This is a genomic window from Leucobacter chromiiresistens (assembly GCF_900102345.1).
In the GTDB taxonomy this organism is placed as follows: domain Bacteria; phylum Actinomycetota; class Actinomycetes; order Actinomycetales; family Microbacteriaceae; genus Leucobacter; species Leucobacter chromiiresistens.
Genome location: NZ_FNKB01000001.1, coordinates 1,690,776 through 1,703,371, shown reverse-complemented (window position 1 = coordinate 1,703,371; position 12,596 = coordinate 1,690,776). Strand labels below are relative to the sequence as shown.

Genomic DNA, 12,596 nt, shown 5'->3' with positions numbered 1-12,596 from the left:
TCCGTCGCCGTCACCGGGTCACGCTCCGGAACCCGCGCAGCCGCAGGCTGTTGCCCACGACGAACACCGATGAGAACGCCATCGCCGCCCCCGCGAGCATCGGGTTGAGCATGCCGAGCGCGGCGATCGGAATCGCGGCGACGTTGTAGGCGAACGCCCAGAACAGGTTCGTCTTGATCGTGGCGAGGGTGCGGCGGGAGAGCCGGATCGCGTCCACCGCGGCGCGCAGGTCGCCGCCCACGAGGGTGATGTCGGCGGCCTCGATCGCGGCATCGGTTCCGGAGCCCATCGCGAGCCCCAGGTCGGCCTGGGCGAGCGCCGGGGCGTCGTTGACGCCGTCGCCCACCATCGCCACGACTCTGCCCGCGCGCTGCATGCGGGCGACGACCGCCACCTTCTCCTGCGGCAGCACCTCCGCGATCACCTCGTCGATGCCGACCTCCGCGCCGATCCGACGCGCGACAGCCGCGTTGTCACCCGTGAGCAGCACCGGTGTCAGGCCGAGGCCCCGCAGCTCGGCGACGGCGCGCGCGCTGGTCGGCTTCACGGCGTCGGCGACCACGAGCACGCCCCGCGCCCGGCCGTCCCATCCGACCGCCACCACGGTCTTCCCCTCGCCCTCGGCGCGCGCCTTCGCGGCGGCGACCTCCGGCGACAGCTGCTGCGACCAGTCGGCGAGGAGGGATTCGCGACCCACCACCACCGCGGTGCCGTCCACGACGCCCTGCACGCCCGCGCCCGCAGCGTTCTCGAAGTGCTCCGGATCGGGCAGCGGCCCCACCTCCGCCGTCGCCCCCGCCGCGATGGCCCGGGCGATGGGGTGCTCGGAGGCGTGCTCGAGCGCCCCCGCGAAGCGCAGCAGCTCGGCGCGGTCGACGCCGGGTTCGACGACGACGTCGACCAGCGTCATCCGGCCGGTCGTGACGGTGCCGGTCTTGTCGAGCACGACGGTGTCGACCGTCCGGGTCGATTCCAGCACCTCGGGCCCCTTGATGAGCACCCCCATCTGCGCGCCCCGACCGGTGCCGACGAGGAGCGCGGTCGGCGTGGCGAGCCCGAGCGCGCAGGGGCAGGCGATCACGAGCACGGCCACTGCCGCCGTGAAGGCGGCGGCGACCGGGAACCCGGCGCCGAGCCACGCGCCGAGCACGGCGACCGCGATCCCGATCACGATGGGCACGAAGACGCCCGAGATGCGGTCGGCCAGTCGCTGCACCTCCGCCTTCCCCGACTGCGCGTCCTCGACGAGCTGCGCCATCTGCGCGAGCTGTGTGTCCGAGCCGACGCGGGTGGCCCGCACGACGAGTCGCCCGCCGGCGTTCACGGTCGCCCCGGTCACGGTGTCGCCCTCGGCGACCTCGACGGGGGCCGATTCGCCGGTGAGCATCGAGGCGTCCACCGCCGACGAGCCCGAAACCACGACGCCGTCGGTCGCGATCTTCTCACCGGGGCGCACGACGAACTCGTCTCCGACCGCGAGCTCGGTCGTCGGGATCTGCACCTCGCGCCCGTCGCGCAGCACGGAGACCTCCTTCGCGCCGAGCTCGAGCAGCGCGCGCAGGGCGGCTCCCGCCTGCCGCTTGGAGCGCTTCTCGAAGTAGCGGCCCGCGAGGATGAACATCGTCACCCCGGCCCCGACCTCGAGGTAGATGTTCGCCGCTCCGTCCGACGGGGCGATGGCGAACTCGAACGCGTGCGTCATGCCGGGCTCGCCCGCCGTGCCGAAGAAGAGCGCGTAGAGCGACCACAGGAAGGCGGCGCCCGTGCCCATCGAGATGAGCGTGTCCATGGTGGCGGCGCCGTGCTTGAGGTTCGTCCACGCCGCCCGGTGGAAGGGCCACGCGGCCCAGACGATCACCGGCGCTGCGAGGGCGAGGGAGGCCCACTGCCAGAACGGGAACTGCAGGGCCGGGATCATCGACATCGCGATCACGGGAACCGTAAGCACGACCGATCCGACGAGTCGCTGGCGCAGCGACGTCAGCTCGGGGTCGGCGTCGCCGCACGGGTCGCCCGCGCCGTCCGCGGACGCGTCGCGCTCCCGCCGCGGCAGGGCTGCGGTGTAGCCGGTCTTCTCGACCTCGCTGATCAGCAGCGCCGGGTCGTAGCCCTCCGGCACCGTGACCCGCGCCTTCTCGGTCGCGTAGTTCACCGTCGCCGTGACGCCGTCGAGCTTGTTCAGCTTCCGCTCGATCCGGTTCGCGCACGACGCGCAGGTCATGCCGCCGATCTCCAGTTCGACGCCGGTGCCCGGCGCAGGTGGTGTGTGCGTGCTCACTGCGCGCCCCTCTCTCGTTCTCTGTGCGTGCCGCAGCCGTCACGTGCCGCAGCCGTCTCGTGCCTCGGTTGCCCCGCCCCGCCGTCTGCCCCGTCGCGGGTCAGTCGGCCGGGCGCATCTCGCTCTCGACGACCCATTTGTGGTTCGTCATCGTCATCTCGTCGGTCGTGAGGTCGACCATGTACACGGTCTCCTGCGTCGCGCTGACCGCGGTCGCCGTCGCGCCCCGCATGCCGGGCATGTGCTCGGCAAGCAGCACCGCCTCGGCTCCGGGCGCCAGCGGTGCCGGTCCCGGGTGGTCGAGCTCTTCGTGCACCACCCAGCGGTGGTCGATCACCGGATCGCCTCCCGTGGTCGGCGTGTACGTGACCGAGTAGGTCGTCGTCTCGAAGGCGCCCGAGACCGTGGCCTCGGCGCCGTCCATGCCGGGCATGTGGTCGGCGGTCAGGCGCACCGCGGCGCCCACCGCGTACCGGGGCTCGGCTGCGGGCCGGATCCCCTCGGGCGGCGCCCCGCCGTCGGCCGGATGGTCGTGCGCCCCGGCGCCCTCCGCACCGTGCGCTTTCTGTTCGTCGCCGTTCATGGCCTCTCCTTCGGCTCCATCGTCCTCGTGCCCGTCGTGCCGGCTCTCGGCCCGCCAAGGCTCCACCGCGCTGTCAGGCACGATGACGCCGGCCAGCCCGTAGGCTCCGCCGAAGGCCACCAGCAGACCCGCTGCGTAGAGGGCGAGGCGTGCGGGCGCGCGCATCAGACTCGCGCCGCCCGGTATCCGGCTTCCTCGACCGCCGCGAGGATCGCGGCGTCGTCGATCTCGCGATCGCCCGTCACGACGAGCCGCCCGGTCTGCGCGCTCACCTTCACGCCTGTGACGCCCGCGACCTCGCCGACCTCCTCGCGCACCGACATCTCGCAGTGCTCGCAGGTCATTCCGGTCACCCGGTACTCGTTCTCGGCCATCGTCTCCCCTTCCGCTCCGATACCGCTGCGGGGTATCGCTTACAGAGGTAACGGTATACCCCCCAGTGGTATTCCGCAATGGGGTGCGGGAAGGCGGCGGCGGGCGCGGCGGCGGCACCGAGGAGGCTTCGCGGCGGCGCGGAGGCGGCGTGGCGCCGGCGCGGAGGAGGCGCGGCGGCGGCGCGGTAGGGGTGGAGGCCGGTTGGGGCGCCGTCGCGCCGGTCCGTTCCGGGCGCGGTGATCCGGGCGGTGCCGGGCGGTGCGCCGAGCGGTGCGCGTCGGCGAGCGCAGGGCGAGCGCGAGGCCGATGCGCGTGGGCGGTGCTCCGCGCGGGCGCCACGGCGATCCCGACGACCGCGTCAGCCAGGAGACCGAAAAAGCCGCGGAAACGTAACAGTTTCCGCGGCTTATTGGTCGGGATGACAGGATTTGAACCTGCGACCCCGTCGTCCCGAACGACGTGCGCTACCAAGCTGCGCCACATCCCGATTGCGTGTTTCACGCAAGGAATACTCTAGCGGTTTCTCGGCGAAACGCGAAAACGGGCCGCGCCGCGCCGCGCGTCGGCGGCACCACCCTCCCTCCCGTCCCCCAGGGGGGTCGCTTTCGGAGGGTGTCGCGCGGCGAGCACAGCGCAACACGCTCCGCAAGTGACCCCGCTCGCCCGCAGCACCGGGCCGCGCCACGCCGCGCCGCGCGTCGGCGGCACCACCCTCCCTCCCATCTCCCAGCGGGGTCGCTTTCGGAGGGTGTCGCGCGGCGAGCACGGCGCAACACGCTCCGCAAGTGACCCCGCTCCGGGAAAGCCGCGGACGGCGGGGCGGCGGCGCCCGGCCCCCGGCGGACGACGGGCGAACCGGCCCGCCGCGCGGCCGGGCGCGGCGGCGTCAGCTGCGGAGCGAGGTGAGCAGCGCGTCGACCGCGCCGGCCCACTCCCCTCGCAGCGTGAGCGTGCCGACGGGATCGTCGCCTGCCTCGACCGCCACGACGCGATGCACGGCGAGCAGCGCGAACTCCGTCTCCGCGATCGACGCGGCGCCCTCCGAAGTCAACCGCACGGCGGCGAGCTCGGGCACGGGGCCGTCGCCGGAGCCGCTGCCGCGCACGTGCACGGACGGCTCGCGCTCGGCCGTCCTCCCCTCCGCGTCCTGCGTGTACTCGCGGCTGCCGCGTCCGCCGTGCACGATCGCGTCCGCGAGCGCGGCGCGGTAGACGGGGTCGGCGATCGCATCGTACGCCCAGCGGGTGCCGAGCACGCCGTGCTGCATGGTGCCGACGACGAACTCGTCGGCGTCGTCGAGCTCGGCGCCGCGATACGAGAGCGGCACGTGGTAGACCGTCGAGTCGCCTGCGGTGAACAGGTGCCCTTCGAGGCCGACCTCGCCCTCGGGGTCGTCGAAGCGGTACGCGCCGATGGGAGCGAGCTGCTCGGGGTCGCCCGCGAACCACGGCTGCGCCGGCAGCCACGCGGCGAGCAGTTCGTACTTCGAGGGGCTCAGGGTGGTGCGGTGAATGATGGCCATGGTCCGATCCTACGACCGGACGCTGCGGTCGTCGACGGATCCGCGATCGTCGATCGATCCGGTGTCTTCGCCGGGCCGGGAATGCACGAGGGCCCCGGACCGCGCAGGAGCGCGAGCCGGGGCCCTCGAGTCGGGAACCGCGTTACTTCTGGTTCTTCAGGCGCGACGCCGAGCGCGCGCGCGCCGACGCTGCGAGCTCGACCTTGCGGATGCGCACGTTCTCGGGCGTGACCTCCACGCACTCGTCCTCGCGCGCGAACTCGAGGCACTCCTCGAGGGTGAGCTTGCGGGGCGGGGTCATCGACTCGAAGCTGTCGGCCGCGGCCGAGCGCATGTTCGTGAGCTTCTTCTCCTTGGTGATGTTCACGTCCATGTCTTCGGAGCGCGAGTTCTCACCGATGACCATGCCCTCGTAGACCTCTTCGGTGGGCTGCACGAAGAAGCTCATGCGCTCCTGCAGGTTGATGATGGCGAACGGCGTCACCACGCCGGCGCGGTCCGAGACGATCGAGCCGTTGTTGCGGGTCGTGATCGGGCCCGCCCACTCGTCGTAGCCGTGCGAGATCGCGTTCGCGATGCCGGTGCCGCGGGTGATGGTCATGAACTCGGAGCGGAACCCGATGAGGCCGCGCGAGGGCACGATGAACTCCATGCGCACCCAGCCGGTGCCGTTGTTCACCATGTTCTCCATGCGGCCCTTGCGCGCCGCGAGCAGCTGGGTGATCGCGCCGAGGTGCTCCTCGGGCGTATCGATGGTGAGGTGCTCGTACGGCTCGTGCTTCTTGCCGTCGACTTCCTTGGTGACCACCTGCGGCTTGCCGACGGTGAGCTCGAAGCCCTCGCGCCGCATGTTCTCGACGAGGATCGCGAGCGCCAGCTCGCCGCGGCCCTGCACCTCCCAGGCGTCGGGGCGTCCCACGTCGAGCACGCGCAGCGACACGTTGCCGATGAGCTCGCGGTCGAGGCGATCCTTGATCATGCGGGCGGTGAGCTTGTGGCCCTTCACCTTGCCGACGAGCGGCGACGTGTTGGCGCCGATGGTCATCGAGATGGCGGGCTCGTCGACGGTGATGGTCGGCAGGGGGCGCACGTCCTCCGCGTCGGCGATGGTCTCGCCGATCGTGATGTTCTCGATGCCCGCGATCGCGACGATGTCGCCGGGGCCCGCCTTCTCGGCGGGGTAGCGGGTGAGCGCCTTCGTGAGCATGAGCTCGGTGACGCGCACGTTCTGCACGGTGCCGTCGTGCTTCACCCAGGCGACGGTCTCGCCCTTCTTGATCCAGCCGTGGTGCACGCGCAGCAGCGCGATGCGGCCGAGGAACGGCGACGAGTCGAGGTTCGTGACGTGCGCCTGCAGCGGGAACGTGTCGTCGAACTGCGGTGCGGGCACGCGCTCCAGGATGGTCTGGAAGAGCGGCTCGAGGTCGGGGTTGTTGGGCAGGTCGCCGTCGGCGGGGCGCTCGTGCGATGCGGCGCCGGCGCGACCCGAGAGGTACACCGTGGGCACGTCGAGCACGGCGTCGACGTCGATGTCGGGGTGATCCTCGGAGAGGTCGGATGCGAGGCCGAGCAGGAGATCCTGCGCCTCGCCCTCGACCTCTTCGATGCGCGCATCGGGGCGGTCCGTCTTGTTGACGGCGAGGATCACGGGCAGCTTCGACTCCAGCGCCTTGCGCAGCACGAACCGGGTCTGCGGCAGCGGGCCCTCGGAGGCGTCGACGAGCAGCACGACGCCGTCGACCATCGAGAGCGCGCGCTCCACCTCGCCGCCGAAGTCGGCGTGGCCGGGGGTGTCGACGACGTTGATGACGATGGGGCCGCCCGAGGCGTGGGCGCCCTCGTACGTGATGGCCGTGTTCTTGGCCAGAATGGTGATGCCCTTCTCGCGCTCGAGATCGTTCGAGTCCATGACCCGGTCGTCGACCTCGGCGTGCGCGTCGAAGGAGTTGGTCTGACGCAGCATGGCGTCGACGAGGGTGGTTTTGCCGTGGTCGACGTGTGCGACGATGGCGACGTTGCGGAGGTCTTCGCGTGTGGCGAGAGCCATAAGTAGGTGAGTCCTAACGAGACGAGGGAGCGTCGGCACGGCGGGTTGCCGGCCACGGAGCGGGATCGCCCCGCGGTGACGCCGAAAGACGCCGACGCACTATTCTAGCGGGTCTCCGCGTGAACGCCCCGCGAACACTTCGGAGGGTCGGGCCGGGCGTGCGCTGCGCCCCGCCCGGCGCGACCCCGGGCTAGGCGCCCGCGATGCCGGCGCGCGCGGCCTCTCGGCGGCGGCGCTGCTCGGCGGGGTCGGGAACGGGGATCGCCGCGAGCAGCTGCTGCGTGTACCGGTCTCTCGGGCTGCCGAGCACCTGCGCCGTGGTGCCCTGCTCCATGATGCGCCCCTGCTGCAGCACGATGATGCGGTCGGAGACGGCGTCGATGACGGCGAGATCGTGGCTGATGAAGAGCGACGCGAACCCGAGCTCGGCCTGCAGCTGCACGAACAGCTCGAGCACCGTTGCCTGCACGGAGACGTCGAGAGCGCTCGTCGGCTCGTCGGCGATGAGCAGCTTCGGGTCGAGGGCGAGCGCCCGCGCGAGCGACGCCCGCTGCCGCTGCCCGCCCGAGAGCTCGTGCGGGAAGCGGTCGCCGAACGCGGCGGGCAGGCGCACGGCGTCGAGCAGTTCGTCGACGCGGGCACGCGCGGCCGTGGGGCCTGATGCGCGGCCGTGCACGATCAGCGGCTCGGCGATGCACTCGGCGATCGAGAGCAGCGGGTTGAAGCTCGTCGCCGGATCCTGGAACACGAAGCCGATGTCGGGCCGGAGCGGCGCGAGCGCCCGCTGGCGCACGTCGCGCATCTCCTGGCCGAGCACGCGGAGCGATCCGTCCACGACCTTCGTCAGGCCGACGACGGCACGGCCGATCGTGGTCTTGCCCGATCCGGATTCGCCGACGAGCCCGACGACCTCGCCGGGTGCGACGGAGAAGTCGACCCCGTCGACGGCGACGACGGCGCCGCGCCCGAACCGGGAGGGGTACCCGATCCGCGCGCTCTCGGCGACGATGAGGTGCCCGGCGGTGTCTCGGGCGGCGGTGCGCTCGGCGGCGGCCGCCGTGCCCTCGGCGGCGGCCGCGTCCTCGGCGGCGGCCGCGTCGCCGCCCTCCGCCTCCCGCGCCTGCGTCCGCGATTTGCCGTGGCCCACGTGCGGTACCGCGGCGAGCAGATCGCGGGTGTACTGCTCCTTCGGGGCGCCGAAGAGCTCGGCGACGGGGGCCTCCTCGATGATCTCGCCGCGGTACATCACGATGACGCGGTCGGCGAGGTCGGCCACGACGCCCATGTTGTGGGTGATGAGCACGATCGTCGCCCCGAACTCGTCGCGGCAGATGCGCAGCAGTTCGAGGATCTCGGCCTGCACGGTGACGTCGAGCGCCGTCGTCGGCTCATCGGCGACGATGAGGCTCGCGTCGAGCACGAGCGCCATCGCGATCACGATGCGCTGCTTCTGACCGCCCGAGAACTGGTGCGGGTACTGGTCGACCCGCTGCTCGGGGTCGGGGATGCCGACCCGCCGGAGGAGGTCGACGGCCCGGGCCCGCGCCTCCTTCGCGCTGATGCGGCCGTGCGCGCGGAGTCCCTCGGCGATCTGCCAGCCGACGGTGTAGACGGGGTTCAGCGCCGTCGACGGCTCCTGGAACACCATCGCGGCGGCGCTGCCGCGCATGCTCCGCATCTGCGCGTGGGAGGCGTGCACCACGTCGGTCTCGTCTCCGGCCCGGGTGCGCACGATCACGGTGCCCGACATGGTCGCGGTCTCGGGCAGCAGGCCGAGCAGGGCGTTCGCGGTGACGGTCTTGCCCGATCCCGATTCGCCGACGATCGCCAGCACCTCGCCCGCGTGCGCCGCGAGACTGATGCCCTTCACGGCGTCGACGGGCGCTTCGTCGGTCGCGAACCGCACCCGCAGGTCGGCGACTTCCGCTATGCGGTTCATGAGGTTCCCTTCGCCCGGCGGCGCTGGCGCAGCCGCGGGTCCGACAGATCGTTGAGGCTCTCGCCGACGAGGGTGATGCCGAGCACCACGAGCACGATGGCGAGGCCGGGGAACACGCTCGTCCACCAGATGCCGCTCGTGACGTCGGCGACGGAGCGGTTCAGGTCGTAGCCCCATTCGGCCGCGGAGGTCGCCTCGATGCCGAAGCCGAGGAAGCCGAGGCCGGCGAGCGTCAGCAGGGCCTCCGAGGCGTTGAGCGTGACGACCACCGGCAGCGATCGCACCGAGTTGCGCAGCACGTGGCGCACGAGGATGCGGCCGGTGGGCACGCCGATCACGCGGGCGGCCTCGACGAACGGCTCGGAGCGCACGCGCACGACTTCGGCGCGGATCACCCGGAAGTACTGCGGCACGAACACGACGGTGATGGAGAGCGCCGTCGCGAGGATGCCGCCGAAGAGCGTGGACTGCCCGCGGCTGATCACGATCGACATCACGATCGCGAGCAGCAGCGACGGGAACGCGTAGATCGCGTCGCAGAGCACGACGAGGATGCGGTCGAGCCAGCCGCCGAAGTACCCCGAGACGAGTCCCAGCGCGATGCCGAGGAAGATGGAGCAGAGGATCGCGGCGGCGATCACGAAGAGCGCGGTCTGGGCTCCCCAGACGACCCGCGACAGCACGTCGAACCCGGAGACGGTGGTGCCGAGCAGGTTGGTGGCGTTCGGCGGCTGCTGCGTGCCGAACGCCGTGCGGTCGACCGACTGCTGCGCCCACCCGTACGGGGCGATCAGCGGCGCGAGCAGGGCGAGCAGTACGAACAGCGCGGTCAGGGCGAGCCCGGCGACGAGCATGCCGCGCTGCAGCCCGACGCTCTGCCGCAGCTGCCGGAGCACCGGCACGCGGTCGCGGAGTCGTCGCCCGCGGGGCACGGCGACGGCGAGGGTCTCCGTCGAGGGCGTGGGGAGATCGGGTACGGTCACGATCAGTACCTCACTCTCGGGTCGACGGCGGCCGCGACGAGGTCGACCACGAAGTTCGTGACGGCGACGATCACCGCGATCATCACGACGATGCCCTGCACCGCGACGAAGTCGCGGGCCTTCAGGTATTCGGCGAGCATGAAGCCGAGTCCCTTCCATTCGAATGTCGTCTCCGTCAGCACCGCGCCCGCGAGCAGGAGCGCGACCTGCATGCCCATGACCGTGATGATGGGGATCAGCGCGGGGCGGAAGGCGTGCTTCGTGAGGAGCCGGTACTCGCTCACCCCGCGGGAGCGGCCGCTCGTGACGAACTGCTGCCCGAAGGTGCCGATGACGTTGGTGCGGATGAGGCGGAGGAAGACGCCCGCGGTGAGCAGGCCGAGGGCGACCGACGGGAGCACGGCGTGCCAGAGCACGTCGCCGACGAGTTGGGTGTCGCCGAGCCGGATCGCATCGAGCAGGTAGATGCCGGTCGGCGAGTCGACGCCGCCCATCACGAGCTCGGTGCGGGTGCCCGCGCGCCCGGCGACGGGGAGCCAGCCGAGCCAGACCGAGAAGACGAGCTTGAGCAGCAGGCCGACGAAGAAGATCGGAGTCGCGTAGGCGAGGATCGCCATGATGCGCAGCACCGCGTCCTGCCAGCGGTCGCGGCGGTACGCGGCGATGAGGCCGAGCGGAATGCTGATGATGAACGCGACGATCAGCGCGTAGCAGACGAGTTCGAGGGTGGCGGAGCCGTACTGGAACAGGATCTCGAGTACCGGGCGATTGTCGGTGATCGAGGTGCCGAAGTCGCCGCGGAAGACGCCGCCGAGGTAGTCGAAGTACTGCACGATCAGCGGCCGGTCGAAGCCGGACTCGTGCACGCGCTCCGCGAGCTGGTCGGGCGGGAGGCGCCCGCCGAGGGCGGCGGTGATCGGGTCGCCGGTGAGGCGCATGAGGAAGAAGACGACGGTGACGAGGATGAACACGGTCGGGATGATGAGCAGGAGCCGGATCAGGACGTAGCGTCCGAATCCGCCCCCGGTCGGGGCGCGGCGCGCCGCGACGACAGGTGCGGGAGCAGTCATGTGTGAGCCTGTTCGCGTCGGTCCGCGACGGCGGGCGCCGGCCCGGAGGCCGGGCCCGCCGTCGCGGCGAGCGCTACTGGGTGATCGGCGCGTACCGGAACTTGAACGACGCGTCGAGGGTGGTGCCCTCGATGTCGGTGCCCGTGTAGGCGACCTGCTTGCCCTGCAGCAGCGGCAGCGTGGACAGGTCGGTGGCGACGAGCTCCTGGATCTTCGCGATCTCGTCCATGCGCTTGCCCTCGTCGGTCTGCGTCTGCTGCTCGACGATGAGGTCGTTCACCTCGGGGTTGTCGTAGTGGTTGCCGAGGAAGTTCTCGGTGAGGAAGAACGGCGACAGGTAGTTGTCGGCGTCCGAGTAGTCGGGGAACCAGCCGAGCTGGTACGCCGGGTAGACGTCGGCGGTGCGGTCCTTGGAGTACTGCACCCACTCCGTCTGCTGCAGGTCGACCTCGAAGAGGCCGTCCTGCTCCAGCTGGGACTTCACCATGGCGTACTCGTCGCCCGAGGAGGGGCCGTAGTGGTCTCCGTTGTACTGGAGGCTCAGCTGCACGGGGGTCTCGACGCCGGCGGCTTCGAGCCGCTCCTTCGCCTTCGCCGCGTCGGGTGCGCCGGCGCCGTCGCCGTACATCTCCTTCAGCGGCTCGGTCGCGCCCGGCAGTCCGTCGGGCACGAACGAGTAGAGCGGGCTGTACGTGTCCTTGTAGACCTCTTTCGCGATCGCCTCGCGGTCCACCAGGTCGGCTGCGGCCTGGCGCACGGCCTGCGCCTTCGCGGGGTCGGCGTTCTCGGCGGTCGCTCCGTAGGGCTGCGTGTTGAAGTTGAACACGATGTAGCGGGTCTCGCCGCCGGGCCCCTCGACGAGCTTCACGTCGTCGTTCTTCGCGAGCTCGTCGTTGTCGGTGGCCGACAGGGAGCGGAAGGCGACGTCGATCGCGCCGCCCGCGATGTCGAGCTTCAGGTTCGACGCGTCGGCGTAGTACTTGACGTTGACGCCGCTGTTCGCCGGCTTCCCGAGATTGCCCTGGTAGCCGTCGAACGGCGCGTAGGCGATGAGCTCGTTGAGCTGGTACGAGGTGATCTCGTACTGACCGGCGAAGGGCTTGCCGGCCACGATCTCGTCGTCGGCGGTGAGCGCATCGGCCGCGAACACGTCCTCGTCGATGATGGGGGCGGCCGGGCTCGAGAGGATCAGCGGCCAGACCTGGTCGTCGCCGTTCTTCAAGGTGAACACCACGGTGGTGTCGTCGGGCGTCTCGACGCTCTCGAGGTTGCCGAGCAGCGAGGCGGGGCCGTTGGGGTCGTTGATGGCGACCTGCCGGTCGAAGGAGAACTTCACGTCGCTCGACGTGAGGTCGTTGCCGTTGGCGAACTTCAGGCCGCTCTTGAGCTTCACGGTGTACTCGGTCGGCGAGGTGAACTCGGCCGACTCCGCGATGTCGGGCGTCACCTCCGCGGTGCCGTACTCGCTGTTGAGCAGGAACGGGTAGACCTGGTTCATGACCGCGAACGATCCGTTGTCGTACGAGCCGGCCGGGTCGAGCGAGGTGACCTTGTCGGTGGTGCCGATCATGATCGCGTCACCACCCCCGTCGCCGCCGTCGCCCGATCCGGAGGTGCTGCTGGTGGCGCATCCGGTGAACAGCAGTGCGGCGCCCATCAGGGCGGCCGCAGACATCATCGTCTTCTTCAATCTCTTTCCCTCTCACTTCCCGGGAGCGCGCATCACGACGGTGTCGATGCGCCCGGGGGTTGCACACTCGCAGCCTAGCGAGAATCGCGCCGCCGGTGATACTGACCGG

The 12,596-nt window shown here is 71.1% G+C and carries 9 protein-coding genes and 1 tRNA gene; all 10 read right to left on the bottom strand.

Annotation, left to right across the window (positions count from 1 at the left end; translation table 11 throughout):
• Positions 1 to 10: 10 nt before the first annotated feature.
• Positions 11 to 2,278: a heavy metal translocating P-type ATPase gene (locus BLT44_RS07815; RefSeq protein WP_010157692.1), complete on the bottom strand. Its 2,268-nt coding sequence runs from the start codon at positions 2,276 to 2,278 to the stop codon at positions 11 to 13.
• Positions 2,279 to 2,378: 100 nt separating this feature from the next.
• Entirely contained in the window at positions 2,379 to 3,026 is a 648-nt protein-coding gene (locus BLT44_RS07810) for a YdhK family protein (RefSeq protein WP_010157693.1), read from the bottom strand.
• Positions 3,026 to 3,235, bottom strand: coding sequence for a heavy-metal-associated domain-containing protein (locus BLT44_RS07805; RefSeq protein ID WP_010157694.1), 210 nt, complete (start codon positions 3,233 to 3,235; stop codon positions 3,026 to 3,028). Before BLT44_RS07805 ends, BLT44_RS07810 begins: the two co-directional genes overlap by 1 nt.
• A gap of 411 nt (positions 3,236 to 3,646) precedes the next feature.
• Positions 3,647 to 3,723 (bottom strand) — tRNA-Pro (locus BLT44_RS07800).
• Positions 3,724 to 4,122: 399 nt separating this feature from the next.
• Complete coding sequence (locus BLT44_RS07795; protein WP_010157788.1) at positions 4,123 to 4,758, bottom strand: CG0192-related protein; 636 nt, start codon at positions 4,756 to 4,758, stop codon at positions 4,123 to 4,125.
• A gap of 142 nt (positions 4,759 to 4,900) precedes the next feature.
• The gene (gene typA / locus BLT44_RS07790; RefSeq protein ID WP_010157787.1) at positions 4,901 to 6,805 is read right to left on the bottom strand and encodes a translational GTPase TypA; all 1,905 of its coding nucleotides are present in this window, start codon (positions 6,803 to 6,805) and stop codon (positions 4,901 to 4,903) included.
• Positions 6,806 to 6,995: 190 nt separating this feature from the next.
• Positions 6,996 to 8,744, bottom strand: a complete 1,749-nt coding sequence (locus BLT44_RS07785) for a dipeptide ABC transporter ATP-binding protein (protein WP_074690106.1) — start codon at positions 8,742 to 8,744, stop codon at positions 6,996 to 6,998.
• Positions 8,741 to 9,727 carry an ABC transporter permease gene (locus tag BLT44_RS07780; protein ID WP_010157696.1) on the bottom strand — a complete coding sequence of 329 codons (987 nt, stop codon included), beginning with the start codon at positions 9,725 to 9,727 and terminating at the stop codon, positions 8,741 to 8,743. Before BLT44_RS07780 ends, BLT44_RS07785 begins: the two co-directional genes overlap by 4 nt.
• 2 nt (positions 9,728 to 9,729) lie before the next feature.
• A complete protein-coding gene (locus BLT44_RS07775; RefSeq protein WP_010157697.1) occupies positions 9,730 to 10,797 on the bottom strand; it encodes an ABC transporter permease in 1,068 nt (355 codons plus the stop codon).
• A 73-nt stretch (positions 10,798 to 10,870) separates the two neighbouring features.
• A complete protein-coding gene (locus tag BLT44_RS07770) occupies positions 10,871 to 12,472 on the bottom strand; it encodes an ABC transporter substrate-binding protein (RefSeq protein ID WP_010157698.1) in 1,602 nt (533 codons plus the stop codon).
• Positions 12,473 to 12,596: the final 124 nt, after the last annotated feature.

What these genes read in the sequence shown, in the direction of transcription:
- BLT44_RS07775 (WP_010157697.1), bottom strand. Translation starts at nt 10,797, where the DNA reads ATGACTGCTCCCGCACCTGTCGTCGCGGCGCGCCGCGCCCCGACCGGG.
- BLT44_RS07795 (WP_010157788.1), bottom strand. Translation starts at nt 4,758, where the DNA reads ATGGCCATCATTCACCGCACCACCCTGAGCCCCTCGAAGTACGAACTG.
- typA (WP_010157787.1), bottom strand. Translation starts at nt 6,805, where the DNA reads ATGGCTCTCGCCACACGCGAAGACCTCCGCAACGTCGCCATCGTCGCA.
- BLT44_RS07805 (WP_010157694.1), bottom strand. Translation starts at nt 3,235, where the DNA reads ATGGCCGAGAACGAGTACCGGGTGACCGGAATGACCTGCGAGCACTGC.
- BLT44_RS07770 (WP_010157698.1), bottom strand. Translation starts at nt 12,472, where the DNA reads ATGTCTGCGGCCGCCCTGATGGGCGCCGCACTGCTGTTCACCGGATGC.
- BLT44_RS07785 (WP_074690106.1), bottom strand. Translation starts at nt 8,744, where the DNA reads ATGAACCGCATAGCGGAAGTCGCCGACCTGCGGGTGCGGTTCGCGACC.
- BLT44_RS07810 (WP_010157693.1), bottom strand. Translation starts at nt 3,026, where the DNA reads ATGCGCGCGCCCGCACGCCTCGCCCTCTACGCAGCGGGTCTGCTGGTG.